This is a genomic window from Pseudomonas sp. TH21, assembly GCF_016651025.1.
Classification (GTDB): Bacteria; Pseudomonadota; Gammaproteobacteria; order Pseudomonadales; family Pseudomonadaceae; genus Aquipseudomonas; species Aquipseudomonas aylmerensis.
The window spans coordinates 5,396,169-5,422,350 of the sequence record NZ_JAEKEQ010000001.1; the positions used below are offsets into that span (position 1 = coordinate 5,396,169).

At 60.8% G+C, this 26,182-nt stretch carries 24 protein-coding genes and 2 tRNA genes; 11 read left to right on the forward strand and 15 right to left on the reverse strand.

The window, feature by feature from the left end; genetic code table 11:
* Positions 1–39 precede the first annotated feature (39 nt).
* Complete coding sequence (locus tag JFU04_RS23875; RefSeq protein ID WP_065908730.1) at positions 40–771, reverse strand: HugZ family pyridoxamine 5'-phosphate oxidase; 732 nt, start codon at positions 769–771, stop codon at positions 40–42.
* A 106-nt stretch (positions 772–877) separates the two neighbouring features.
* A complete protein-coding gene (locus tag JFU04_RS23880) occupies positions 878–1,885 on the reverse strand; it encodes a DUF481 domain-containing protein (RefSeq protein WP_065908728.1) in 1,008 nt (335 codons plus the stop codon).
* A gap of 192 nt (positions 1,886–2,077) precedes the next feature.
* Between JFU04_RS23880 and JFU04_RS23885 the strand changes: the two genes are divergently transcribed.
* The 4 genes from JFU04_RS23885 (at position 2,078) to JFU04_RS23900 (ending at position 6,865) form a co-directional block, all read left to right on the forward strand.
* Positions 2,078–2,392: an MGMT family protein gene (locus tag JFU04_RS23885; RefSeq protein ID WP_207200899.1), complete on the forward strand. Its 315-nt coding sequence runs from the start codon at positions 2,078–2,080 to the stop codon at positions 2,390–2,392.
* Positions 2,393–2,435: 43 nt separating this feature from the next.
* Complete coding sequence (locus JFU04_RS23890) at positions 2,436–3,968, forward strand: AmpG family muropeptide MFS transporter (protein ID WP_065908726.1); 1,533 nt, start codon at positions 2,436–2,438, stop codon at positions 3,966–3,968.
* A 207-nt stretch (positions 3,969–4,175) separates the two neighbouring features.
* On the forward strand, positions 4,176–5,891 hold the full coding sequence (locus JFU04_RS23895) for a proline--tRNA ligase (protein ID WP_106802712.1): 1,716 nt from the start codon (positions 4,176–4,178) through the stop codon (positions 5,889–5,891).
* 20 nt (positions 5,892–5,911) lie between these two features.
* Positions 5,912–6,865, forward strand: coding sequence for a hypothetical protein (locus JFU04_RS23900; protein ID WP_065908724.1), 954 nt, complete (start codon positions 5,912–5,914; stop codon positions 6,863–6,865).
* Positions 6,866–6,907: 42 nt separating this feature from the next.
* Here the strand turns inward: JFU04_RS23900 and dinB are convergent, their stop codons facing one another.
* The gene (dinB, locus tag JFU04_RS23905) at positions 6,908–7,969 is read right to left on the reverse strand and encodes a DNA polymerase IV (RefSeq protein WP_065908723.1); all 1,062 of its coding nucleotides are present in this window, start codon (positions 7,967–7,969) and stop codon (positions 6,908–6,910) included.
* Positions 7,970–8,248: 279 nt separating this feature from the next.
* Between dinB and JFU04_RS23910 the strand changes: the two genes are divergently transcribed.
* The 4 genes from JFU04_RS23910 to JFU04_RS23925 all read left to right on the forward strand — a co-directional run bounded on the left by JFU04_RS23910 (position 8,249) and on the right by JFU04_RS23925 (position 12,852).
* Positions 8,249–8,325 (forward strand) — tRNA-Met (locus tag JFU04_RS23910).
* A 243-nt stretch (positions 8,326–8,568) separates the two neighbouring features.
* Positions 8,569–8,645, forward strand: a tRNA-Met gene (locus JFU04_RS23915).
* A gap of 278 nt (positions 8,646–8,923) precedes the next feature.
* Positions 8,924–11,566, forward strand: a complete 2,643-nt coding sequence (gene mprF / locus JFU04_RS23920; RefSeq protein ID WP_201145815.1) for a bifunctional lysylphosphatidylglycerol flippase/synthetase MprF — start codon at positions 8,924–8,926, stop codon at positions 11,564–11,566.
* Entirely contained in the window at positions 11,566–12,852 is a 1,287-nt protein-coding gene (locus JFU04_RS23925; protein WP_065908719.1) for a virulence factor family protein, read from the forward strand. Before mprF ends, JFU04_RS23925 begins: the two co-directional genes overlap by 1 nt.
* Before the next feature lie 149 nt (positions 12,853–13,001).
* Here the strand turns inward: JFU04_RS23925 and recJ are convergent, their stop codons facing one another.
* Positions 13,002–14,711, reverse strand: coding sequence for a single-stranded-DNA-specific exonuclease RecJ (gene recJ / locus JFU04_RS23930; RefSeq protein WP_201145816.1), 1,710 nt, complete (start codon positions 14,709–14,711; stop codon positions 13,002–13,004).
* Between the two features lie 205 nt (positions 14,712–14,916).
* The gene (locus JFU04_RS23935) at positions 14,917–15,459 is read right to left on the reverse strand and encodes a YaeQ family protein (RefSeq protein WP_201145817.1); all 543 of its coding nucleotides are present in this window, start codon (positions 15,457–15,459) and stop codon (positions 14,917–14,919) included.
* A 148-nt stretch (positions 15,460–15,607) separates the two neighbouring features.
* On the opposite strand from JFU04_RS23935, the gene JFU04_RS23940 reads away from it, so the two are divergent.
* Positions 15,608–16,807, forward strand: a complete 1,200-nt coding sequence (locus JFU04_RS23940) for a CaiB/BaiF CoA transferase family protein (RefSeq protein ID WP_065908710.1) — start codon at positions 15,608–15,610, stop codon at positions 16,805–16,807.
* The gene (locus tag JFU04_RS23945) at positions 16,807–17,691 is read left to right on the forward strand and encodes a TIGR02285 family protein (protein WP_201145818.1); all 885 of its coding nucleotides are present in this window, start codon (positions 16,807–16,809) and stop codon (positions 17,689–17,691) included. Before JFU04_RS23940 ends, JFU04_RS23945 begins: the two co-directional genes overlap by 1 nt.
* 171 nt (positions 17,692–17,862) lie before the next feature.
* On the opposite strand, the gene JFU04_RS23950 is transcribed toward JFU04_RS23945, so the two are convergent.
* Complete coding sequence (locus tag JFU04_RS23950) at positions 17,863–18,147, reverse strand: DUF3509 domain-containing protein (protein ID WP_065908708.1); 285 nt, start codon at positions 18,145–18,147, stop codon at positions 17,863–17,865.
* A gap of 312 nt (positions 18,148–18,459) precedes the next feature.
* Between JFU04_RS23950 and JFU04_RS23955 the strand changes: the two genes are divergently transcribed.
* Positions 18,460–18,681: a hypothetical protein gene (locus tag JFU04_RS23955; RefSeq protein WP_106802707.1), complete on the forward strand. Its 222-nt coding sequence runs from the start codon at positions 18,460–18,462 to the stop codon at positions 18,679–18,681.
* An 82-nt stretch (positions 18,682–18,763) separates the two neighbouring features.
* Here the strand turns inward: JFU04_RS23955 and thrC are convergent, their stop codons facing one another.
* The 9 genes from thrC to rpsP form a co-directional block, all read right to left on the reverse strand.
* Positions 18,764–20,173: a threonine synthase gene (gene thrC / locus JFU04_RS23960; protein ID WP_201145819.1), complete on the reverse strand. Its 1,410-nt coding sequence runs from the start codon at positions 20,171–20,173 to the stop codon at positions 18,764–18,766.
* Between the two features lie 103 nt (positions 20,174–20,276).
* Positions 20,277–21,581: a homoserine dehydrogenase gene (locus JFU04_RS23965; protein WP_201145820.1), complete on the reverse strand. Its 1,305-nt coding sequence runs from the start codon at positions 21,579–21,581 to the stop codon at positions 20,277–20,279.
* A gap of 129 nt (positions 21,582–21,710) precedes the next feature.
* The gene (locus JFU04_RS23970) at positions 21,711–22,442 is read right to left on the reverse strand and encodes a thioredoxin fold domain-containing protein (RefSeq protein ID WP_064053737.1); all 732 of its coding nucleotides are present in this window, start codon (positions 22,440–22,442) and stop codon (positions 21,711–21,713) included.
* A gap of 141 nt (positions 22,443–22,583) precedes the next feature.
* On the reverse strand, positions 22,584–23,480 hold the full coding sequence (gene xerD / locus JFU04_RS23975; RefSeq protein ID WP_065908700.1) for a site-specific tyrosine recombinase XerD: 897 nt from the start codon (positions 23,478–23,480) through the stop codon (positions 22,584–22,586).
* A gap of 124 nt (positions 23,481–23,604) precedes the next feature.
* Positions 23,605–24,018 (reverse strand): acyl-CoA thioesterase, encoded by a 414-nt coding sequence (locus JFU04_RS23980; protein ID WP_003193963.1) that lies wholly within the window; start codon positions 24,016–24,018, stop codon positions 23,605–23,607.
* A gap of 81 nt (positions 24,019–24,099) precedes the next feature.
* Entirely contained in the window at positions 24,100–24,450 is a 351-nt protein-coding gene (rplS, locus tag JFU04_RS23985) for a 50S ribosomal protein L19 (RefSeq protein WP_003175895.1), read from the reverse strand.
* A gap of 45 nt (positions 24,451–24,495) precedes the next feature.
* The gene (trmD, locus tag JFU04_RS23990; protein WP_177343966.1) at positions 24,496–25,269 is read right to left on the reverse strand and encodes a tRNA (guanosine(37)-N1)-methyltransferase TrmD; all 774 of its coding nucleotides are present in this window, start codon (positions 25,267–25,269) and stop codon (positions 24,496–24,498) included.
* Positions 25,251–25,787, reverse strand: coding sequence for a ribosome maturation factor RimM (rimM, locus tag JFU04_RS23995; RefSeq protein WP_003175898.1), 537 nt, complete (start codon positions 25,785–25,787; stop codon positions 25,251–25,253). Before rimM ends, trmD begins: the two co-directional genes overlap by 19 nt.
* A gap of 5 nt (positions 25,788–25,792) precedes the next feature.
* Positions 25,793–26,044, reverse strand: a complete 252-nt coding sequence (gene rpsP / locus JFU04_RS24000) for a 30S ribosomal protein S16 (protein ID WP_016971935.1) — start codon at positions 26,042–26,044, stop codon at positions 25,793–25,795.
* Between the last annotated feature and the right edge of the window lie 138 nt (positions 26,045–26,182).

A 26,182-nucleotide genomic window follows, 5' to 3' on the forward strand; every position in this document is an offset into this window, starting at 1 on the left:
TTGCCAGTCCACCTTAGATGACGTCGCCATTTCGTGAATTCAAGCGTCAGCGCTGGCTTTTTTCGGCCAGACCTCAGCATGGGCCAATGAAACCAGGGCTTCGCGTACTTGTGTCGGCGTGTTGCAAGACGTTGCGAAAGGCAACCAGTGCAGCGATTGGCCAATACGCAGGTGCATGCCTTCGCTGTCGATACCGGCCAATTGCGCAGGCTCGAAGGTGGGCAAGCCGGTCAGGGCGACGTAGTGGGCGATGGCCTTGGTGTGATCGCTGTTCATGTGTTCGATCATGCTGCGCTCGGCCTTGCCCGCGAACGGATTGGCCAGGGTCAGCTGGTCGACCCAATGAATCGCGCCAAAGCCACCTATATAACGGTGGCGTACTGGCTTGAGCACCCAGAAGTCGAAATCGTGGGCCTTGTGATAGTTGGCCGAATCGGGGAAGTAGCGGTAATAACGCTCGGCGGCCGCCTCGATGGCAGCGCCGTCTTCGAGTTTCTCGGCTTCGGCCAGGTAAGTCAGGCGCCCCACTGCCTGTACATCGTCCGCTTCGCGCTCGCCGACCAGCAGCGAGCACTTGGGGTCTTTTTGCAGGTTATGGGTGTGCTGGGCGATGCGGCTGATCAGGATCAGCGGGCGGCCCTGCTCGTCCAGGCAATAGGGCACGACCGAACCGAAGGGAAAGCCGGGCATGGCCTTGGACAATGTGGAGAGAGCCCCACGGTATTCCTTGAGCAACAGCTCTCGGGCGTTCTTGGCAACGTGCGTGCTCAACGTATGACTCCTCGGGTATGCGGCCGCCCATAGCATATGGGAATGGATCTCAACACAAGGTAATCAATATCAGCAAAGGTTGCCAAGCGGGTTTTACGCGGCCGGATTACCAGGCCACGCCGAAGCCCGCGGTGTAGCGGGTCTTGCTCAGGCTGCTTTCCGAGTCGCCGCTGATAATGTCGCGCTCGGCCTTGAGGTTGAGCGAGGCCCACTCGGTGACCTTGTAGCGCAGGCCTATTTCCGAATCCAGGGAATAGGCGGCCGGCCCGGACAGCGGCTTGCCCACCTCGCCGCTGGTGAAGAACTCGACCGTCTTGCCTACCAGGTAGCGGTTGTAGTTCCACTTCATGGCCAGGGAATAGAAGTTGTCCTTGCCGCCATCGGCGTATTCATAGTCGGTGCGGTTGACCAGCGAACCGAGGGAGAACGCGCCCAATTCGTCGTCCCAGAACTGATAGCCCGGGCCGGTACCGACAGTGCGTTGACGGGACAGGTCTTCGACCTTGTCGCGCTTGTAGGTCAGGCGGCCTTGCCAGAACCAGTGCTCGGTGATGAACCGGTCGAGGTCGTATTCCAGCGCCCAGTTGTCGGTGGTGGTCACGTCGTCCTGGAACTCGCGGTTGTATTCGCCCTGCCCGGTATGACGCCACTGGCCATGCCGCGCGGTGGTCTTGAAGTCGACGTCGTAATCGTTGGTGTCCTTGTCGGCACGCTTGTAGTCCAGCGCCAGGTCGACATTGCCCTTCCACACCAGGTCTTCGATCACAGGCTTGGGCTTGATGATCTGCTGGATGCTCGCCAACTCAACGGTCTTGGGCGCTTCGCCATTGGCCAGGACCACCTTGCCATCGTCCGCCGCTTTCAGCGACTTGGCCTTCTCGCCGGTGTAGGCATCCTGCTTGACCAGCAGTTCCTGATCGCTTTCCAGGGTTTTCACCTGTTTCCAGTCGACCGGAATGGCGCCTGCGTAATCGGTCTGGATCAGCAATTTGCCACCGTCGAAGACCTTGATCTTGCCGGTCAGGCGGTCACCGTTCTTCAACCAGACGGTATCGGCCAGCAAGGGCGAGGAGGCGCTGAAAACAGCGAGGCACAGCAGGGTTCTGGACAACATAAGCAAGTAAGAGGCTCAAGGTTGGCGAAAAGGGGCACTTATCGTGTTAGATAGCTAGGACTGACTCAAGGATTCAGGTTGAGTTCCATGCTCATCGCCATGTTCTCAGACGTTTCTTACAGATAGACCGCCACCCCCTACGGATAGACCCCAGTGAATCCAACCGCCGAAACGCCGCAAAGCCCCGCCGAAATGCGCCGCACCGCGCTGTACCTGACATTGGCGCAGGTCCCGCCAGGTTGCGTGGTGAGTTACGGCGAGTTGGCGCACTTGGCCGGCCTGGGGCGCGCGGCGCGCTGGGTGGGGCGCACCCTGAGCCAGCTTCCCGAGGACACCAAACTGCCCTGGCATCGTGTGCTGGGTGCCGGTGGTCGGATAAGTCTACCCGTGGGCAGTGCCTCGGGCGACGAACAACGCGCGCGTTTGCGCGATGAAGGCATCACAGTCCGCAACAATCGCGTGGATATTCAGCGCCATGGCTGGCGCCCGGTAGAGCACAGCGGTTAGAGTGCGCGCTTTGTTTCCGTGAATCTGAGGCAGACTCCAGCCCATGCCCCGTAAAACCTGGCGCGCCGCGCTCGCCGCCTATGCCAGCCCCTCGACGTTAGTCCTGTTGTTGCTCGGCTTTGCCGCCGGCTTGCCTTACATGTTGGTGTTCTCGACGCTTTCGGTGTGGTTGCGTGAGGCCGGTGTGGCCCGCGAGACCATCGGCTATGCGAGCCTGATCGGCCTGGCATACGCCTTCAAATGGGTGTGGTCGCCGCTGCTCGACCAATGGCGCCTGCCGCTGCTCGGTAAACTCGGACGTCGTCGTTCCTGGCTGGTGCTGGCCCAGTCGCTGGTGATCCTCGGATTGATCGGCATGGGGTTCTGCGACCCGCAGAAACACCTATCCTGGCTGATCGCCATTGCGGTGATCGTGGCCTTTGCCTCGGCGACGCAAGACATCGCAGTCGACGCCTACCGCCTGGAAATCGCCGACGACAGCCGCCAGGCCGCCCTCGCTGCCAGCTATATGTCCGGCTACCGGATCGCCGCCCTGCTGGCCACGGCCGGCGCGCTGTTTTTTGCCGAAGGCTTCGGTTCCACCGGTTTCAACTATAAGCACTCGGCATGGACCGGCACCTATGTGCTGTTCGGCGTGCTGATGATCCCGGCGCTGCTGACCACCCTGTTCATGCGCGAACCCAATGTGCCATTGCGCACCCAGCTGCAGGCCGGGCGCTACAGCTTCGTGCATCAACTGGTGTCGGTGTTCGTACTGATCGTGCTGCTGGTGTCGGTGCCCGCGATGTTTACCCAGCTGTACAACACCGACTTTGCCAGCGTGCTGTTCCACGGCATGAGCCTGTGGGAACTGCTGATGGAAGACCGCGCCTTCCTGCGCGCCATCCTCTATATCACCCTTACCGCCCTGTGCCTCTCGGCCATGGGTCGGCGTGGCCTGGCGCCGGTGCTGACGCCGGTCAACGACTTTATCCTGCGTTACCGCTGGCAGGCTTTGCTGCTGCTGGGGCTGATTGCCACCTACCGGATGTCAGACACGGTGATGGGCGTGATGGCCAACGTGTTCTACATCGACCAGGGCTTCACCAAGGACCAGATCGCCGGGGTCAGCAAGATCTTCGGCCTGATCATGACCCTGCTCGGCGCCGGCATGGGCGGCCTGCTGATTGTGCGCTTCGGCATCCTGCCGATCCTGTTCATCGGCGGCGTGGCGTCGGCCGGCACCAACCTGTTGTTCGTCGCACTCGCGGACATGGGCCCGGACCTGCAGATGTTGATTTTCACCATCTCCCTGGACAACTTCAGCTCAGGGCTGGCGACGTCGGCCTTCGTCGCGTACCTGTCGAGCCTGACCAACCTGAAGTTCTCCGCCACACAGTACGCGCTGCTCAGCTCGATCATGCTGTTGCTGCCGCGCCTGATCGGTGGGTACTCGGGGGTGATGGTGGAGAAGTTCGGGTATCACAATTTCTTCTTGATCACCTGCCTGCTGGGTGTGCCGACGCTGTTCCTGATTGCGCTGCACTGGTTTCAGGAGAATCGGCGGATTCGGTTGAATCCTCCGGCCGAGGACTGACACGACCGGTCACTGCAGGGGCTGGCCTGCCTGCGATGCGCACACCGTGGTCTACAGTGACAACGAGGTGATGCCAGCGCAGGCAAGCCAGCGCCTGCACAAAGGCTTTAACAGAAGCCTCACCACGACCTGATGCCTGTACTCCAGCAGCAAGCGCCCGTACAATCCCAAGTCATTTCAAGTCCAAGCAACCGACAACGGCCTACCATGCGTACCAGTCAATATTTGCTCGCCACACAGAAAGAAACGCCTTCCGACGCGGTCGTGATCAGCCATCAGCTGATGCTGCGCGCCGGCATGATCCGCAAACTGGCCTCTGGCCTGTACACCTGGCTGCCCATGGGCTTGAAGGTGATGCGCAAGGTCGAAGCCATCGTTCGTGAAGAAATGAACGCCGCCGGCTCTCTGGAAGTGTTGATGCCGAGCACCCAACCGGCTGAGTTGTGGCAGGAATCCGGGCGCTGGGAAGAGTACGGCCCTGAGTTGCTGCGCTTCAAGGACCGTCATGGCCGCGACTTCTGCGCCGGCCCGACCCACGAAGAAGTGATCACCGACCTGATGCGCAACGAGCTGAGCAGCTACAAGCAGCTGCCGCTGAACCTGTATCAGATCCAGACCAAATTCCGTGACGAAATCCGCCCACGCTTCGGTTTGATGCGCGGCCGCGAATTCATCATGAAGGACGCCTATTCGTTCCACGCAGACCAGGCCTCCCTGCAGGTCACCTACGACCGCATGCACCAGGCCTACTGCAACGTGTTCACGCGCCTGGGCCTGAAGTTCCGCCCGGTTGAAGCGGACAACGGCTCCATCGGCGGCGCCGGCTCCCACGAATTCCACGTGCTGGCCGAGTCGGGCGAAGACGATATCGTCTTCAGCAATGGTTCCGACTACGCGGCGAACATCGAGAAAGCCGAAGCCGTGCCACGCGAAACTTCGCGCCCTGCACCGGCGCAAGAGCTGCGCCTGGTCGACACGCCGGACACCAAGACCATCGCGGCGCTGGTGGAAAAATTCAATCTGCCGATTGAAAAGACCATCAAGACCCTGATCGTGCGTGCCGAGGAAGAAGGCAAGCTGATCGCCCTGGTGATCCGTGGCGACCACGAACTCAACGAAATCAAGGCAGCCCAGCAACCTGGCGTAGCCAGCCCGCTGGTCATGGCCACCGATGCCGAACTGCGCGACGCGATTGGCGCCGGCGCCGGCTCCCTGGGCCCGCTGAACCTGCCGTTGCCGATCATCATCGACCGCTCGGTCGAGCTGATGAGCGACTTCGGTATCGGCGCGAACATCGACGACAAGCACTACTTCGGCGTGAACTGGGAGCGTGACCTGCCGGTTCCGACAGTGGCCGACCTGCGTAACGTGGTCGCCGGTGACCCAAGCCCGGACGGCAAGGGCACCCTGGAAATCAAGCGCGGCATCGAAGTCGGGCACATCTTCCAGCTGGGCAACAAGTACAGCAAGGCGATGAAGTGCGAAGTGCTGGGCGAGAACGGCAAGCCGATCACCCTGGACATGGGCTGCTACGGCATTGGCGTATCGCGCGTGGTTGCCGCTGCCATCGAGCAGAACAACGACGAGAAAGGCATCATCTGGAGCGACGCCCTGGCGCCTTTCCAGATCGCCCTGGTACCGCTGCGCTACGAAACCGAGCAAGTACGCGAGGCTACCGACAAACTGTATGCCGAACTGACCGCCGCCGGTTTTGAAGTGCTGCTGGATGACCGCGACAAGAAAACCAGCCCGGGCATCAAGTTTGCCGACATGGAACTGATTGGCATCCCACACCGGATCGTGGTCAGTGACCGCGGCCTGGCCGATGGCAATCTGGAATACAAAAGCCGGACCGAAGCCGAAGCCCAACCGTTGCCGGTGGCTGACGTGCTGTCTTTCCTCCAGGCGCGTATTCGTCGCTGAAAACCAGATCAAGAGAAGTCATGTTCAAGCGAAACACCAGAGCCCTGGGGGGCGCCGCCTTGTGCGGCGCCCTGCTGGTCAGCGGCTGCGCCAACCAGATGTCGCAACGCAGTGAGCACGAGGAGCGGGTCGAGCGTAAATTGCTCGACCATAGCCTGCAGATCGATGTCGGCGAACCCAAAGTGCTGGAGCTGCCGCAACGCCGGGTCCGCATTCACGAGCAGAAGACCTTCGAGGTCACCGAGTTCGAAGTCACCCGTCGTTACGACCGCTACACCCCCTACCAGCCCTGGCGCAAACTCTACGAGATGCCTCTGGGCGCGGTTGCCCTGGTCGCCGGCGCGGGCGCCAACGTGGTGAATATCTTCGCCCTTGGCAACCTGCCGACCAGCATGACCCACGACTGGCTGACCTACGGCGTGGACGGCCTCAACCCGTTCATGAACGTGCAATCCCATGGCCGTGCGCAACAGAACCTTGCAGGCATCGATGAAGTCCAGCGCGACAAGCGCGTGGAGTATTCGAGCCTGCCCTGGAGCGAACGCCCGGTACAGGTGACTGCCGGCAAGCAGATCCATGAGCTGACCACCGACCGTAATGGCGTGCTGCGCCTGAACCTGTTGGACAGCCCGTTTGCCGAGCAGGACCTGAACCGTGTCACGACCTTGAAGATCAGCGTGGAAGATGGCCAGGACGACGTGCATTCCGACTCGACCCTGGCGATCAGCAACACCCTGCGCGGCAAGTTGCTCGAAGCCCATGGCCTGATCTACGACGACCTGGAAGATGACGAAGTGAGCCAGTGGGTGCACCGCGTCAAACGCCTGTCGGAGTTGGGCCTGGAAGAAGAAGCCAGCGAACTGGAACAAAGCCTGATCGAACTGACACGCAATGATCCGGAGTTGCAGCAGGAGTTTCTGCAGGCGCTGACCAAGGATGCGGGGCGACTCGTCGCAGATCCGGGCGCACGCTGAACACCGCCCTGTAGGAGAACGGCTTGCCGGTCTCCTACAGGATTAACGGGTAAACAGTTCGAGCTGTTCGTTGCCGCCGCTCAGGTCCAGCAACCGCACGCCAATCCCCAGCAACCGCACCGGCTTTGCACCGCGATTGAACGCCTGGGTCAACAGCTGTTGATAACTTTCCAGGTCCCGCCCTGCCCCGGCCTGCTCCAGGGTCGTCTGGGTAAAGTCATGAAACTTCACCTTCACAAATGGCTTGCCCGCCCGGTAGCTGCTGTCGATGCGCGCCATACGCCCGGTCAGGGTTTCCATCAGTTCGGGCAGTTTCGCCAGGCAGCTTGAAAGGTCCGGTAGATCCACATCGTAGGTGTTTTCGACACTGATCGATTGCCGTCGGCTGTCATTCTGCACCGCGCGATCATCAATCCCACGGGCCAGGCTCCACAGTCGCTCGCCAAAACTGCCGAATTCGCGCACCAACGCCAGCTTGTTCCAGTCACGTAACTGCAGGCAGTCTTCGATACCCAGGCGCGCCAGCTTGTCGGCGGTGACCTTGCCCACGCCATGCAGCTTGCTCACCGGCAATTGCGAGACAAAATCTTCGACCTGGTCCGGGGTAATCACAAACAGGCCGTTGGGCTTTTTCCAATCGCTGGCAATCTTCGCCAGGAACTTGTTCGGTGCCACGCCGGCAGACACGGTGATGTGCAATTGGTTGGACACCCGCCGACGAATATCCTGGGCGATACGCGTGGCGCTGCCGCCGAAGTGAGGGCATTCGGAAACATCCAGGTAGGCCTCGTCCAGCGACAACGGCTCGATCAGGTCGGTGTAGTCACGAAAGATCGTCTGGATTTCCTTCGAGGCTTCTTTATAGGCCTCCATGCGCGGCTTGACGATGGTCAGGTCCGGGCACAGCTTCAAGGCATGGCGGGACGACATGGCCGAACGCACGCCGTAGGCCCGCGCCTCGTAGTTGCAGGTAGCGATCACCCCACGCCGGTCTGCCGAGCCGCCGACGGCCAGGGGCTTTTGCGCCAGGCTCGGGTCATCGCGCATCTCGATGGCGGCGTAGAAGCAATCACAGTCGACGTGGATGATTTTGCGTTGCGTCATATAAACAGAGGGTTGATTCAACGGATGGCCAGTATCGCATTCACCCCTGTATATAGCACCAGTAGTTTGAATCTTCCGCTTGAGCGGTAGGAAATTTCCCAGATGAATTTATTTTCTCAATCGAATTTCGCCTGCCGATAGAGCTGAAACCCTCGGCCAGACTGGCCCGGAGCGGCCCTGCCGGCCTGAATGGAGAGCTAACCGATTGAACCACAAGCGCTTTTCTTCGATTCACAGGTTGACACACTGGCGTTCCTCTGTAGAATGCCGACACACAGACGCGGGATGGAGCAGTCTGGTAGCTCGTCGGGCTCATAACCCGAAGGTCGTCGGTTCAAATCCGGCTCCCGCAACCAAACATCAAGAAAGGCTACTCGAAAGAGTGGCCTTTTTTGTGCGCGTCAGTTTTTCATGCCTGCGATCGCATGCGCTTCACCACGAACGGCTTGGCAGTCCGGCACAGGTCAAGCCTGCTCGCCACAAAATTCGTTTTCTATCGCGAACTTAGGTGGCTTGAGCGGCTGATTCACACTTATTTGACCCGTCGGCCCATTAACGGTTGACACCTCGCCGTTGGGCTGTAGAATGCCGCCCACAGACGCGGGATGGAGCAGTCTGGTAGCTCGTCGGGCTCATAACCCGAAGGTCGTCGGTTCAAATCCGGCTCCCGCAACCAAACATCAAAAAAGGCTACTCGAAAGAGTGGCCTTTTTTGTATCCGGTGAAAAAGTTCTTCTGAAACAATGGCATGGCATCTTTCATGAAACCGTACACGGTTTGTAGAGTCCATCTCATTGCAAGCTATGCTAAGACGCAGGTACTACCCTCTACGACCAATGGCCGCAGTCGCCCCACCCGGTGATACGCGTTAATATTTGTAATTATTTTGTCCATAGGGATTGGTAACTTGGCTGGATACCTCCATCCTGTCGCGCACAATCCACGAGGTGATTGATGCGCGCCAACTCGTCTGAACCACAAGACACCGTCACAGCAGAACAACCGATCGCTCCCACCCGTTTGCGCTGGCTGGATCTGTTGAGCAAATACCGGCAACCCATTGGGTTGGCTGTCACCCTGTTGCTGTTCGCAATTGCCTTGATCGCCTGCCGCCACTTGCTGCTGGAGCTGGACCTTTACGCCCTCCACGATTCGATCCTGGAAGTGCCCAGGCCCGCATTGCTCGGCGCATTTGCAGCGGCCGTCGTGGGTTTCATCATTCTGTTGGGCTATGAGTTTTCCGGCGCGCGCTACGCCGGGGTGAAACTGCCCGCCAAGACCCTGGCCCTGGGCGGCTTCACTGCGTTTGCCATCGGCAACGCCATCGGCCTGTCGATGCTCTCGGGCGGTTCGGTGCGCTACCGTTTATATGCACGTCATGGCATCGGCGCGTCGGAAGTCGCCCACATGACCGTGTTCGCCAGCCTGGCGCTGGGCTGCGCCCTGCCACCGTTGGCGGCATTGGCCACCTTGAGTAACCTGCCGGCCGCGTCGACCTATCTGCACCTGCCGCAAACCCTGCTCGGCGGTATTGCCGGCGCCGTGCTGCTGCTGTCGGCCGTGCTGTGCATCGGCATTTATCGTCGCCGCCTGCCGGAACAGCCCTACCCCGACAACCTGCTGGTGAAAGCCGGCCGTCGTACCCTGCGCCTGCCTGGGCGGCGCCTGACCTTCCTGCAACTGATCATTACCGCACTGGATGTGGCCGCTGCTGCCACCGTCCTTTATATGCTGCTGCCTGAAGCACCGCCCTTCGGGCCCTTCCTGCTGGTGTACCTGCTGGCCCTGGCTGCCGGCGTGCTCAGCCATGTACCGGGTGGCGTGGGGGTGTTCGAAGCGATCCTGCTCGCGGCCTTTGCCGACAAGCTGGGCGCAGCGCCATTGGCTGCCGCACTGCTGCTGTATCGCATGATCTATGTGGTGCTGCCGCTGCTGATCGCCTGCGTGTTCCTGCTGGTCAATGAAGCGCAGCGCCTGTTCCAGACGCAACAAAGCCTGCGGGTGGCCTCGGGCCTGGCGGCACCGGTACTGGCCGTACTGGTTTTTTTGTCCGGCGTGGTCCTGCTGTTTTCCGGCGCCACGCCGGAAATCGACTCACGCCTGGAAAACATCGGCTTCCTGATTCCTCATCGCCTGATTGATGCCTCGCACTTTGGTGCCAGCCTGATCGGCGTGCTGTGCCTGCTGCTCGCCCAAGGCTTGCGTCGTCGCTTGTCGGCCGCCTGGATGCTGACCATGGTGCTGCTGCTGACGGGCGCCCTGCTCTCGCTGCTCAAAGGCTTCGACTGGGAAGAAGCCAGCTTGATGATCATGACGGCGGTGCTGCTGGCGATCTTCCGGCGCTCGTTCTACCGCGCCAGCCGCCTGACCGAACTGCCGTTCTCGCCGCTGTACCTGGTGGCCAGCGTCTGCGTGCTGGGGGCCTCGATCTGGCTGCTGCTGTTTGCCTATCAGGATGTGCCTTACAGCCACCAACTGTGGTGGCAGTTCACTCTGGATGCCAACGCCCCGCGCGGCCTGCGTTCGCTGCTCGGCGCCGCTGTCCTGTTGGTGATCGTATCGTTGACCTGGCTGCTGCGCACCGCGCGCCCGGTGATCCACCTGCCGACCCCTGACGAGCTGGAGCGCGCCACCAAGATCCTGATGGCCTCCTCGCAGCCCGATGGCGGCCTGGCACTGACCGGTGACAAGGCGCTGCTGTTTCACCCCAACGACGAGGCTTTCCTGATGTATGCCCGTCGCGGGCGTAGCCTGGTGGCCCTGTACGACCCGATCGGCCCGACCCAGCCGCGCGCCGAAATGATCTGGCAGTTCCGCGACCTGTGCGACATCCACCACGCGCGCCCGGTGTTCTACCAGGTCCGCGCCGAGAACCTGCCGTACTACATGGACATCGGCCTGACCGCGATCAAGCTGGGTGAAGAAGCGCGTGTCGACCTCAAGCGCTTTGACCTGGAAGCCAAGGGCAAAGAGATGAAGGACCTGCGCTACACCTGGAACCGTGGCAGCCGTGACGGCCTGTCCCTGGAGATCCATGAACCCGGCACGGCCCCCATGGATGAACTCAAGGTCATCTCCGATGCCTGGCTGACCGGCAAGAACGTGCGGGAAAAAGGCTTTTCCCTGGGACGCTTCAGCGACGACTATCTCAAGCACTTTCGCATCGCGATCATTCGCTTCGAAGGGCGCCCGGTAGCCTTCGCCAACCTGCTCGAGACCTACAACCACGACCTGGCCAGTCTCGACCTGATGCGCGCCCACCCGGAAGCGCCCAAGCTGACCATGGAGTTCATGATGGTCGGCCTGATTCAACATTATAAGAGTCACGGCTACGCCCGCTTCAGCCTCGGCATGGTGCCGTTGTCGGGCTTGCAACCGCGCCGGGGCGCCCCGCTGACCCAACGATTGGGCTCAATGGTGTTCCGCCGCGGCGAGCAACTGTATAACTTCCAAGGCTTGCGCCGCTTCAAAGACAAGTTCCAGCCTGACTGGGAACCCCGTTATATGGCCGTGCCCGCAGGACTCGATCCGCTGGTGGCACTGGCCGATACCGCCGCCCTGATCGCGGGCGGCTTGACTGGATTGGTGAAACGCTGATGATTCGACGCTCCTGGCGGTATGTATTGGCCTTTGTTGTGCTGCTCGCCCTGATCCTGGGTGGTGGCTATTGGTACTGGAACCGCCCTGCCCCACAGCCGACCCTGGAGCAACTGCCCCAGGCCGACGGTTCGGTCATGACCCGCGTAACCCCCGCCGGCACGGCAAAGGCCCGTGTGGCCGTGGCGGTGCTGGCCGATTCAACCCTGACTGACAGCCAACTGATCGCCCTGAGCCAGGGCGGCAAGGCGCAGATCGTCCAGGTAATCCTGCCCAAGGATGACTGCACGCTGCAGGAACAAGCGCTGCAAGGCGCCCTGGCCCAGCTCAAGGGCCCGGCGACCCTGGTCAGCGGGATCGGCCCGGGTGCCAGCCTGGCCTGGCGCTGGCTGGCGGCACAGAACGACGACAAGGCCAACGCCATCTCCGTTGGCTTTGCCATGACCCAGGAAGGCTGCAAGGACCCGCTGCCGAAAACGTCCGCACACGGCAGTTGGCTGGTGGCCTGGAACGACAACCCTGACGACGATGCGGCCAGTTTCGTACGCGACACACCGCGCGCCACTACCAGCATCAGCGACTACGACATCCATTACCCGCAAGTGCTGAACAACGAGTTGCGCAAGCAGTTGGTGGGTTCGGACAACGGCGGCCTGGCGATTCCCGTGGTGGAAGTACCCGCGGGCCAGGCCAAGGACACGGTGACGCTGTTCCTCTCCGGTGACGGCGGCTGGCGTGACCTGGACCGCGATGTGGCCGGCGAAATGGCCAAGATCGGCTACCCGGTGGTAGGCATCGACACCCTGCGCTACTACTGGCAGCACAAGACCCCGGAACAAAGCGCCAAGGACCTCACCGAGCTGATGCAGCACTACCGTCAGAAGTGGGGCACCAAGCGCTTCGTGCTGACCGGTTACTCGTTCGGCGCCGACGTGCTGCCGGCGATCTACAACCGCCTGCCGGAAAACGAGCAGCAGCGTGTGGACGCAATCATCCTGCTGGCATTCGCCCGTACGGGCAGCTTTGAAATCGAAGTGGAAGGCTGGCTGGGCAATGCCGGCAAAGAAGCCGCGACCGGCCCGGAAATGGCCAAGCTGCCGGCGGATAAAGTGGTGTGCATCTACGGCGCCGAAGAAGTCGACGAGAGCGGCTGCACCGACAAGACTGCGGTGGGCGAGGCAGTGAAACTGCCGGGTGGGCATCACTTCGATGAGAACTACCCGGCGCTGGCTCAGCGCTTGGTGGACATCATTGTGAAGCACCAGGCCAAGGACAAAACCGAGTAGCTTCAGGCTGTACTCAGGCCCCAATGTCGGCGGGGTTATGTGGGAGCTGGCTTGCCTGCGATAGGGGCGCCGCGATGTGACGGACACATCAGGGTGATGCTATCGCAGGCACGCCAGCTCCCATATTTGCTTTACAGTGTGGGCGACCGCTAGCGCGGCTCGATATGCGCGATCATCAACTGCACGGTTTCCTGCCCACGGAACTCGTTCACGTCCAGCTTGTAGGCCAATTCCACCCAACGCACTGTCGGGTTCGGCCAGACCTCACGGTCCACCCCAAACGCAATGCCATCGAGCTTCACCGAGCCGCATTCGCTCTTGAGCACCACCTTCAGGTGCCGCTCCCCCACCACGCGCTGTTCTACCAGCTGAAACACCCCATGGAACAACGGCTCGGGAAAGTGCTGCCCCCACGGCCCGGCATGTCGCAAGGCGCGCGCCAGTTCGAGGTGAAACTCTTCAACCGCCAGGGTGCCGTCGGACAGCAGGCGCCCGGTAAGGTCTTCTTCGCGCAGTTGCCGACGCACTTCAGCATCAAAGGCTTCGGCAAACAGTGGGAAATTCGCCTCGGGCAATGTCAGACCCGCCGCCATGGCGTGACCGCCGTATTTGGCGATCAGGTTGGGATGCTGGCTTGCGACCACCGCCAGGGCATCACGGATGTGGAAACCCGGCACCGAGCGCCCAGAGCCCTTGAGCAGGCCATCACCGGCGTCGGCGAAGGCGATGGTCGGGCGGAAGTAACGCTCCTTCATGCGCGACGCCAGAATCCCGATCACGCCCTGGTGCCACTCCGGGTCGAACAGGCACAACCCATAGGGCATCGACTCCACCGGCAGGTCTTTGAGCTGGGCCAGGGCCTCGCGCTGCATGCCTTGTTCGATGGATTTGCGGTCCTGGTTCATGCCGTCCAATTGCGCGGCCATTTCCCGCGCCGCCGCGAAATCAGTGGTGAGCAGGCATTCGATGCCCAGGCTCATGTCATCCAGGCGTCCGGCGGCGTTCAGGCGTGGCCCGAGGATAAAGCCGAGGTCGGTGGAGGTAATCCGCGCAGCATCGCGCTTGGCCACTTCGAGGATCGCCTTGATCCCCGGCCGCGCGCGACCGGCGCGAATACGCTCCAGGCCCTGATGCACGAGGATGCGGTTGTTGGCATCCAGGGGCACCACGTCGGCCACGCTGCCCAGGGCCACCAGGTCGAGCAGTTCGCCGATGTTCGGCTGGGGCTTGTTGTCGTACCAGCCCAGGCTGCGCAAACGCGCGCGCAGGGCCATCAGCACATAGAAGATCACGCCCACGCCGGCCAATGCCTTGCTCGGGAACTCGCAGCCCGGCTGGTTCGGGTTGACGATGGCGTCTGCAGCCGGCAATTGATCCCCCGGCAAGTGGTGGTCGGTGACCAGTACCTGCAACCCCGCCGCCTTCGCCGCCGCCACGCCTTCGACGCTGGAGATGCCGTTGTCCACGGTGATCAGCAACTGCGGCTCCCGCTGCAGGGCCACCGCGACGATTTCCGGGGTCAGGCCATAGCCATATTCAAACCGGTTGGGCACCAGGTAGTCGACATGCGCCGCCCCGAGCAGACGCAAGCCAAGGGTGCCCACGGTGCTGGCGGTGGCGCCATCGGCGTCGAAGTCGCCCACGATCAGGATGCGCTGGCGCTGCTCCAATGCGGTCACCAGCAGGTCCACTGCCGCGTCGATGCCCTTGAGCTGCTGGTAGGGAATCAACCGCGCCAGACTTTTGTCCAGTTCAGCCTCGGACTGCACCCCGCGCGCGGCGTAGAGACGCGTCAACAGCGGTGGCAATTCACCGAGAAACGGCAGGACAGCAGGCAACGGGCGAGGATCGATACGCATGGGGTGACGGAAGCTTCTCTTCTAGTACAACGGTTAAACAACAATGCTGAAAGCAACATGGATCAACTGTAGGAGCCGGCTTCTGTGGGAGCGGGCATATGTGGGAGCTGGCTTGCCTGCGAATGCATCACCTCGGTCTTTCAGCTATACCGAGGTGATGCATTCGCGAGCAAGCCCGCTCCCACACAACCCAGCGCCCACAGTTTCAGCCGCGCTCGCCGACCAGCCACTGCAATTGCACTTCATGTTGGCCACGGTCGTCAGTCACAAAAATGGTGCCTTCGCTGATCATCACGTCCCACTTGATCACGCGCGGCATGTCCTTGGCCAGGGTCTCGAGGACGTCCTGCGGCACCGCAGCGATGTGCACGTTCTTGAGGTTGTTGGCCACGGGCACCACTTTGCCTTCCCACACACGCAAGCTGCCGTAGGCCAGCAGGCTGGTGCGCTCGGTGCGACGCGAGCACCAGGTCAGGCGGTCGGCATCCGGCTGGCCGACTTCGATCCAGTGCAGGACCCGGTCATCCAGGCTTTTTTCCCACAGGGCTGGCTCGTCTACATCTGACAGGCCACGCCCGAACGACAACTGCTCGTTGTACCAGAGGGCGTAGGCCAGCAGACGCACGGTCATGCGCTCTTCGGTTTCCGAAGGGTGGCGGGCGATGGTCTGCTTGACGCTCTGGTACACCGAGCGGTCGAGGTCGGTGAGGTTGAGTTCGAATTTGTAGGTCGTGGACGGCTGGGCCATGAACGGACTTCTAGAGACAGGAAAAGGCGGCCAGTCTAACCGATGGCGAGGCCATTCAACGAATCCTGCGCAGCATCATCCTTATCCCTGGGCCGCTCGCCTATGTTAAAAGGCTTCACACCACCGCCCCGCGCAGAAAAGGATCCTCATGTCGTTTAATGCCAAACCGCTTGCCGGCCTGAAAGTCATCGAACTCGGCACCCTGATCGCCGGCCCGTTCGCCTCACGCATCTGCGCCGAATTCGGTGCCGAGGTGATCAAGGTGGAATCGCCGGATGGCGGTGACCCGCTGCGCAAGTGGCGCAAGCTGTATGAAGGCACGTCACTGTGGTGGTTTGTGCAGGCGCGCAACAAGAAGTCGCTGACGCTGAACCTCAAGCACCCGGACGGCCTGGCGATCCTGAAGCAGCTGCTGGCCGATGCCGACATCCTGATCGAGAATTTTCGCCCCGGCGTGCTGGAAAAACTCGGCCTGGGCTGGGAAACCCTGCATGCGCTCAACCCCAAGCTGGTCATGGTGCGTCTCTCGGGCTTTGGCCAGACCGGACCGATGAAGGACCAGCCGGGTTTCGGCGCGGTGGGCGAATCCATGGGCGGGCTGCGCTACATCACTGGTTTCGAGGACCGCCCACCGGTGCGCACCGGGATCTCCATCGGCGACTCCATCGCTGCGCTGTGGGCCGTGATCGGAGCGCTGATGGCGCTGCGTCATCGCGAAGTCAACGGCGGCCTGGGCCAGGTGGTCGACGTGGCGCTGTACGAAGCCATCTTCGCGATGATGGAAAGCATGATCCCCGAGTTCGATGTGTTCGGCTTTATTCGCGAACGTACCGGCAACATCATGCCCGGCATCACCCCATCGTCGATCCACACCAGCGCGGACGGCAAGCACGTGCAGATTGGCGCCAACGGCGATGCGATCTTCAAGCGCTTCATGTCGGCCATCGGTCGCGAAGACCTGGCCAACGATCCTGCACTTGCCAGCAACGACGGGCGGGACAGCCGCCGCGACGAGTTGTATGGCGTGATCGACCGCTGGGTCAACGCGCTGCCCCTGGAGCAGGTGGTGGAGCAGTTGAATCAGGCCGAGGTGCCCGCCAGCCGTATCTACAGTGCCGAAGACATGCTCGGCGACCCGCAATTCCTGGCCCGGGAGATGTTCCTCAAGGCCCAGCTCCCGGGCGGCAAGGACTTCAAGATGCCCGGGATCGTGCCCAAGCTGTCGGACACGCCGGGTAGTTGCGAATGGGTAGGGCCACAGTTGGGCGAACACAACGGCGTAGTGCTGGGTGAGTTGGGATACGACGCCGCTGCCATCGTCCGCTTGCGTGAGGAAGGCGCAATCTAATGGCGTCCCGGTGCAAACGCTGGCTCTTGAAACTGGGCGTCGCCACCCTGATGGCCGGCGGCTGGCTCTCGTCAGCACGGGCCGAAGACACGCTGATCTGGCTGCTGCGCGATTTGCCGCCGCTGACCATTTTCGAAGGACCGAGCAAAGGCCAGGGCGCATTGGACCAGTTGCTGCCAATCCTGGCCGTGCGCCTGCCGGAGTATCGTCACCAGGTGCTGCACGTCAACCGCGCGCGCGGCACGCAAATGTTGCGCGAACCCTCGTTCACCTGTGACCCCTCGTTGCTGTGGACGCCGGAGCGGGCCAAGTACGTGGTGTTTTCTCGCCAGGCGTTTGCAGTGCCCAGCAACGGCGTGACGATCCGGCGCAGCCAGCAGGACGCCATGGCGTCGTTTATCGTGGACGGCCAGTTCGACCTGCAAGCATTTCTCGATGCTCACAGGACGCGGGTGGGCGCCACGGCGGAGCGCAGCTACGGGCCAGTCATCGATGAGCAACTCAAACACGTCGACGCGCACAAACTCGCCCTCCACTACGGCAACGACGCCCTCGGCAGCTTGTTGCAAATGCAGCGCCTCGGACGGTTGGAAGCGGTATTGGGTTATTGGCCGGAAATCCGCTATCACGCACTGCAACAGGGGATTGCGTCCAGCGACCTGAGTTTCTATCCGATCAAAGGCACAGCGCCCTACCAACGTACGCATATCGCGTGCTCGGATACGCCCCAGGGGCGCCAGGCCATCGAACGGATCGACCAGGTGCTGCTCGACATCCCTCAGGAACGCGTGCAGCAGTCCTACGCCGCGTGGCTGGATCCGCTCATGCGCGAGCAGTACCTGCGCGACAACCCACGGTTTTTCCAGGATTCACCCGTGCCGTGACAAATCGCGGGCAAAAAGAAACCCCGAAGAGTGGGGAGACACTTCGGGGTTAAACGTGGCCTTACAAAGACCAGTACAACAAGGCACAAACACCGGAGCACAATGTTTGCTCTTGCTGTTACAAAATCTGACAGGCCCTGCAGTCGGAAGTTTCCGCGTATAAACAATTCTTCATGCGACAGCAGCGCTGCGGGTTTGGGCAGCATTGCGCAAGGCCGCGATAACCGAGGGCTCCAGACGCCCTTCGGCGATCTTGAGGTCGCGCAGCAGGCAATCCACAACATCCACCAGCACGCGTTTATCCATCAATTGCGCCTGGTCGACTTCACGCTCGACCACAATCGCGCCAGCAGGGTTTTTCACCGTCACCAGGCATTCCCCCTGCACGCCAGAGGTGGTCAGCGTAACCAGATAAGGGCTCAGTGCTTCTTCGAGCAATAGGCTGATACTTTCCATCTCGATCACCACTCAATAGTTCGGGAACAATCGTTTCAACGGGAGCTGCATCTATCCTAAGTGACTGGTTGTGACGTAGGAAAGTTCGCTTTTTCGTCTTTATGGGGCCGTCAGGGAGTGACGAGGACCAGCATGCGCCAGCAACATGACAACGAAAAAACGGCGGCACATAAGTGCTTACGCAATGGGCTGCCGTTTTGGGGTTCGCCGGGCGCGCAGGTCGGGGGTGAATCCTATACTCGGTGAGCGCTGGTCACTCTGCCACGCGGGTAAAAGCGCATGTAAAGGCCCTTATTGCGAAGGATGAAGACGATGATGGAAAACAATGAACAGCAGGCAGCAATGGAGAGAATGCATGCCGATGTCCGGCGCATCTATGCCGAAATATCACGCATGCAGGCTGAGCAAGACAAGCTCAAATCAGAATCCCTGAAGATAAACTGCGAGACTTTCTGGTACCCAATGGGTGTCGCCATGGCAGTCGTTGCGACGATCGCGTCGATCACCGGAGCGGCGATTAAATTACTTATATAGCCAGCACGCTGTCGGGCCTGCCATAAAAAAACGCCGCTGACCCAAGGATGGGAAAGCGGCGTTTTTGTCTGCGCAGTTCGCCTTACAAAGGCTTGCCGCGATTGCCATGCTGGCTGACAAACGCCTGCACAGCCTTCAGGTCATTGGCCAATACGGTGCAACGCTCTTCACGCTCGAACAGGCTAGCCAAGTGCTCCGGCAGCTCCAGCGCCTTGCCGACACCCGCCTTTTCCACCGCTTCGGGGAATTTGACCGGGTGCGCAGTGCCGAGGATCACCATCGGGATGTCCAGGCTGCGACGGCATTCGCGGGCGGCCTTCACGCCGATGGCGGTGTGCGGGTCAAGCACCTCGCCGGTCTGGGCGTAGACTTCGGCAATGGTCTCGCAGGTTTGTTCATCATCCACCGCTAGGGAGTCGAACAGCTTGCGGGTTTCGGTCCAGCGCTCTTGCTCGACGCTGAAACCGCCACCTTGCTTGAAGCTGTTCATCAACTCGGCCAGGGCCGCGCCATTGCGACCGTGCATATCGAACAGCAAGCGTTCGAAGTTCGACGAAACCATGATGTCCATGGACGGCGACAGGGTCGCGTGCAGGGTTTCCTTGACGTACTGGTTGCCGCTCATGAAGCGGTGCAGGATGTCGTTGCGGTTGGTGGCGACGATCAACTGGTTGATCGGCAGGCCCATGTTGCGGGCCAGGTAGCCGGCGAAGATATCGCCGAAGTTGCCGGTCGGCACCGAGAACGACACCGAGCGCGCTGGGCCGCCCAGCTGCAGGGCAGCGTGGAAGTAGTAGACGATCTGGGCCATGATCCGCGCCCAGTTGATCGAGTTCACGGCGACCAGGCGCGTGCCCTTGAGGAAGCTCTGGTCGGCGAAGCTGTTCTTGACCATTTCCTGGCAGTCATCGAAGTTGCCTTCGATGGCGATGTTGTGGATGTTCTCACCGAAGATGGTGGTCATCTGCCGGCGCTGTACTTCCGACACACGCTTGTGCGGGTGCAGGATGAAGATGTCGACGTTTTCGCAGTGTTTGCAACCTTCGATGGCGGCCGAGCCGGTATCACCAGAGGTGGCGCCGATGATCACCACGCGCTCGCCACGCTTCTCCAGCACGTAGTCCAGCAGGCGACCGAGCAGTTGCAGGGCGAAGTCCTTGAACGCCAGGGTCGGGCCGTGGAACAGCTCCAGCACCCACTCGTTGCCGTTCAGTTGACGCAACGGCGCGATGGCGCTGTGGGAAAACACGCCGTAGGTCTCTTCCAGGATCTTCTTGAAATCGGCATCCGGAATGCTGCCGGTGACGAACGGGCGCATCACCCGGAACGCCAGCTCGTGGTACGGCAGGCCGGCCCACGAAGCGATTTCTTCCTGGGTGAAGCGTGGCAGGTTTTCCGGCACGTACAGGCCGCCGTCGGTGGCAAGGCCTGCCAGCAGGACGTCTTCGAAATTCAGGGCCGGTGCCTGGCCGCGGGTGCTGATGTAACGCATAGGGGCAAACCTTCGGTTTGGGCTGCAAGCTTCAAGTGACAAGCTGCAAGTAACAGCAGATCTGCTTTTACTTGCAGCTTGCAGCTTGGCGCGTGCAGCTGAATTAATTTAGATGTTCGACGCGAATACGAACGACCGGCCCAACCACGCCCTGAAGAGCTTCGAGAGCCCGGATGGCATCGTTGATGTGCTGCTCGAGCACGCGGTGGGTCAGCAGGATCATCGGCACCAGGCCATCCTGTTCCTCGACTTCCTTCTGCATGATCGACTCGATGTTGATACCGCGCTCCGACAGGATGCTGGCCACCTGGGCCAACACACCCGGATGATCCTTGGCCTGGATCCGCAGGTAGTAGGCGCTTTCGCACGCCTCGATCGGCAGGATCGGATGGGCCGACAGCGAATCCGGCTGGAAGGCCAGGTGCGGCACGCGGTTTTCCGGGTCACTGGTCATGGCGCGAACTACGTCCACCAGGTCGGCGATCACCGACGAAGCGGTTGGCTCCATGCCGGCACCGGCACCGTAGAACAGCGTCGAACCGGCGGCGTCACCGTTGACCATCACGGCGTTCATCACGCCATTGACGTTGGCGATCAGGCGGTCAGCCGGGATCAGCGTCGGGTGCACACGCAGCTCGATACCGGCCGGAGTGCTGCGCGCCACGCCCAGGTGCTTGATGCGATAGCCCAGGGCTTCGGCGTAGTTCACGTCGGCAGTCGTCAGCTGGGTGATGCCTTCGGTGTAGGCCTTGTCGAACTGCAGCGGGATACCAAAGGCGATGGACGCCAGGATGGTCAGCTTGTGCGCCGCGTCGATGCCTTCCACGTCAAAGGTCGGGTCGGCTTCGGCATAACCCAGGGCCTGGGCCTCGACCAGCACGTCTTCGAAGGTACGGCCCTTCTCGCGCATCTCGGTCAGGATGAAGTTGCCAGTGCCGTTGATGATGCCGGCCACCCAGTTGATGCGGTTGGCGGACAGGCCTTCACGGATCGCCTTGATCACCGGGATACCACCGGCCACGGCGGCTTCGAACGCCACGATCACGCCCTTCTCGCGCGCCTTGGCGAAGATCTCGTTGCCGTGCACGGCGATCAGCGCCTTGTTGGCGGTGACCACATGCTTGCCGTTCTCGATGGCCTTGAGCACCAGCTCGCGGGCCACGGTGTAGCCGCCTACCAGCTCGATGACGATATCGATTTCAGGGTTGGTGGCCACGGCGAAGACATCGTTGGTAATCGCAATACCGGTCGTTTGGAACTGAGGCTTTGGCGAACGCGTGGCAATTTGCGCCACTTCAATCCCGCGACCTGCACGGCGGGAAATTTCCTCAGCGTTACGCTGAAGTACGTTAAAGGTGCCGCCACCGACGGTCCCTAACCCACAGATGCCTACTTTGACCGGTTTCACTGAAGAACTCCCCATGAAACGGCCGACGCTAGGTCGGCCGTGGAAAACAGCCGCACAACTGCGGCTTTCAATTAACGACCCGTCGACTGGTCGAAGGGCCTTGCTCGTCAAAGGTTCGACGATGCAGGTTTATTTGGCACTCAGCGCCAGTTTGGCAACTTGTGGCGCCGGCTGGTAGCCCGGAATTACCTGGCCGTCTGCCAAAACGATGGCCGGTGTACCGTTCACGCCAATGGACTGGCCAAGAGCGAACTGCTTGGAAACCGGGTTGGCGCATTTGGCCGCCTTGATTTCCTTGCCATCGACCATCTTGTCCATGGCCGCTTTCTTGTCGGCCGAGCACCACACGGCTTGCAGCTGCTCGTCACCCGGCGAGCCGAGGCCCTGGCGCGGGAACGCTACATAGCGCACTTCCACACCGAGCTTGTTCAGCGCCGGCACTTCGGCGTGCAGCTTGTGGCAGTAAGGGCATGTGGTGTCGGTGAACACGGTGATATGGGTCTTGGTCTCGCCGATGGCCGGGTAAACCACGGTTTCAGCCACCGGAATGCCGTTGATCAGCTTGGACACGCCCAGGCGCTCGGCCTTCTCGGTCAGGTTGACCGGCTTGCCGTCCTTCAACTGGAACAGGTAGCCCTGGACGATGTACTGGCCGTCGGCGCTGGCGTACAGCACACGGCTGCCCTTGAGCTTGACTTCGTACAGGCCGGCCATCGGGCTGGCGCTGATGCTTTCGATCGGGGTGTCGAGCTGCAGGTTGGCCAGGCTCTTGCGAATCGTTTGCTCGGCAGCGTCATCGGCGACAACAAAAGTGGAAACCAACGCAATGGCTGCGGCGGCAATAATCTGGGTCAAGCGCATGGGAACTCCTGAAGGCAGATGCAGGGACGGGAGCAGAACACCGATATGGAAACTCGGGCTGTGGCCGTCCCCTTTGCTAACCGGCAAAGCCTACCACAGTTGGGCCGCAGGGCAGCCCGTGGCAGGATAAATTGGCGGTTTTCAACCGCGCGGGTGGTGCTTGGCGTGCATATCCTGCAAGCGTGCACGCGCCACGTGGGTGTAGATCTGGGTGGTGGACAGGTCACTGTGCCCGAGCAACATTTGCACCACGCGTAAATCCGCGCCGTGATTGAGCAAATGCGTGGCGAACGCATGGCGCAGGGTGTGCGGCGAAAGCGCCTTGCCGATCCCGGCCACCTTGGCCTGGTGCTTGATGCGGTGCCAGAAGGTCTGGCGGGTCATCTGCTCGCCCCGCTGACTGGGAAACAGCACATCGCTGGGGCGCCCGCCAAGCAATTCACTGCGCCCATCGCGCATGTAGCGCTCGACCCATACGATCGCCTCTTCGCCCATCGGCACCAGCCGCTCCTTGCTGCCCTTGCCCATCACGCGCAGCACGCCCTGGCGCAGGTTGACCTGCTCCAGGGTCAGGCTGATCAACTCGGTCACCCGCAGGCCGCAGGCGTACAGCACCTCCAGCATGGCGCGGTCGCGCTGGCCGATGGCTTCGCTCAAGTCGGGGGCGGCGAGCAAGGCATCCACGTCCGCTTCCGACAGGGATTTGGGCAATGGCCTGCCGAGCTGTGGCATATCGATCTGCAGGGTCGGGTCGACGGCAATCAGTTTTTCCCGCAGCAAATAACGATAAAAGCCACGCACGCCGGAAAGAAATCGCGCGGTGGAGCGCGGCTTGTAGTTCTGCTCAAGGCGCCAGGCCAGGTGATCGAGGATCAGCTCGCGGCCGGCGTTGATCAGTTCGAGGTTTTTGTCCTGCAGCCAGCCATTGAACAGCGCGAGATCGCTGCGATAAGCCTGGCGCGTGTTGTCGGACAGGCCTTTTTCCAGCCACAGGGCGTCGAGGAAGCGGTCGATCAGGGGGTGGTCAATGGCGGGCATGAGGGCTCGGACGCTGAAAAAGTAGGTAGATGCTACCCTAGCTGCGCGCTCTGTAGGAGCCGGCTTGCCGGCGATGAGGCCCGCAGGCCGCCAGTGCCGGCAAGCCGGCCCCACAGGGAGTGTTTCAGTCCACGAAACCTGGAAGTACCGGCACCGGGCGCTTGTCGGCGTCAATCGCCACAAAGCTGAACACGCCCTGGATCGCCTTCTCACGGCCATCGGCACTCATGCTCTCGACGAACACTTCGACTTCAACCTTGAGGCTGGTGTTGCCGACTTTGATCACGCGGCCGATCAGCTCCACGATGGAGCCGGCCGGGATGGCGTGATTGAAGTCGATGCGGTCGGTGGAAACCGTGACCAGCGGCAGGCGGCAGAAGCGCGTTGCGGTGATGAACGAGACTTCATCCATCCAGGCCAGGGCGGTGCCGCCGAACAGCGTGTTGTGGTGGTTGGTGGTCGGCGGGAACACGGCCTTGGTCACGTGGGTGACGGACAGGTCGGTGCGGCGCTGGATTTCTTCAAGGCGAGTGGTCATGGAAAGTACCGGCAGATGGACAAATTTCAGGCACAAAAAAGCAGCCCGTAGGCTGCTTTTTTCTGCATCGGGAAGCTGGACTTAAGCCAGTTTTTCCTTGATGCGAGCTGCTTTACCGGACAGGTCACGCAGGTAGTACAGCTTGGCTTTACGTACGTCACCGCGACGCTTGACGGCCATGCTGTCGATTTGCGGGCTGTAGGTCTGGAAAGTACGCTCTACGCCAACACCGTTGGAGATTTTACGAACAGTGAAAGCACTGTTCACACCACGGTTACGCTTGGCGATTACCACGCCTTCGAACGCTTGCAGACGCGAACGGTCGCCTTCCTTCACTTTCACCTGAACGACAATGGTGTCGCCCGGGGCAAAGGTAGGGATCTCTTTGGTCATCTGCTCTGCTTCGAGTGCAAGGATGATTTTGTTAGTCATGCTGTGCTCCTAAGGTAAGTCAATGGACCTACCATCGATACGTTGTTAACTATCGTCCCGCGCGAGGATGTATTCCTCGAGCAGCTTCTTCTCTTCTCCAGAAAGCGAGCGGCTTTCCAGAAGATCGGCGCGTCGTTCATAGGTCCGACCAAGGGACTGCTGTAAACGCCAACGCCGGATGTGTGCGTGATTGCCACTTAGCAATACGTCGGGAACACGCTGATCCGCATACACCTCCGGTCGGGTGTAGTGCGGGCAATCCAGCAAACCATCCGTGAAGGAATCTTCCTCCGCGGAGTCCGCATGCCCTAAAGCTCCAGGCAGCAGTCGTGTAACCGCATCTATCAGGACCATCGCCGGCAGCTCGCCGCCAGACAGGACATAGTCCCCAATCGACCACTCTTCATCGACATGAGCTTCAATAAACCGCTCGTCAATGCCTTCATAGCGACCGGCAATCAGGATCAGTGCTTCCTCATTCGCCAGTTCGCGTACCGCAGCCTGTTTCAGCTGGCGGCCTTGAGGGGACAGGTAAATTACCTTCGCCTTCTCCCCGGCAGCTGCCTTGGCCTCAACCAACGCGTCTTCCAGGGGCTTGATCTTCATCACCATGCCCGGGCCACCGCCAAATGGGCGATCGTCCACAGTGTGATGTCGATCCGTCGTGTAGTCTCGCGGGTTCCAACAGGTAAGCTGCAACAGCCCCTGTTTCACCGCCCGACTGGTGATGCCGTACTCGCTGATGGCGGAAAACATCTCGGGAAACAAACTGATCACTTCAATGCGCAAATTAGCCACGCTTAGAAGTCCGCGTCCCATTCCACCTTCATCTCGCCCGCTGCCAGGTCGACGGCCAACACGCATTGCTCGGTATACGGCAACAGGCGTTCGCGATCATCCAGGCTGCCAGCGCAAGGCTTGACCACCATTACATCATTGGCGCCGGTTTCCAGAAGATGATCGATTTTCCCGAGCAATTGCCCCAGTTGATCGATGACCTTCAGACCTTCCAGCTGGTACCAGTAGTACTCGCCGTCGGTCAATTCAGGGAACAGGTTGCGCGGCACGCAGATCTCATAACCAGCCAGAAGACGAGCTTCTTCACGATCATCAAGACCCTTGAGCTTTGCGACCAGGAACTTGTCGCTCCCGCGTCCACTGACCAGCTCGACCTGTTTCACACTCCCTTCGCGCTTGAGCGTCCAGGTTTTGTACTGAAGCAGGTTTTCAGTCGGATCAGTAAAGGAATACACCTTCACTTCGCCGCGAACGCCATGAACCGAATAAATCTTGCCGATAACGATCAAATCATCAGCAACAGCTGGCGTCGCGTTCATATTGCTCAGGCTGCGGCCTTAGCCGAGTCCTTCAACAACTTGGCAACACGCTCAGAAGGCTGTGCACCAACGCTCAGCCAGTAGGCTACGCGCTCTTGGTTCACGGACAGGCGGACTTCTTGACCACGAGCGATCGGGTTGTAGAAGCCAACTTGTTCCTTGTGAGAGCCGTCACGTGGGTTGCGGCTGTCAGTTACGGTCAAGTGGTAAAACGGGCGCTTTTTGGAGCCGCCAAGGGCAAGACGGATTGTTAGCATGTGAACATCGTTCCTGTAGTCGGTGCTGCAAATCTAAATGCACAGCGGGCATAGGTGCCCGAAAGGCCGCATATTCTAAGGAATATCCGGACTTTTGCAAATGTCTTTTTCTGGCGCCTATCAGCGTGCCACTCAGAT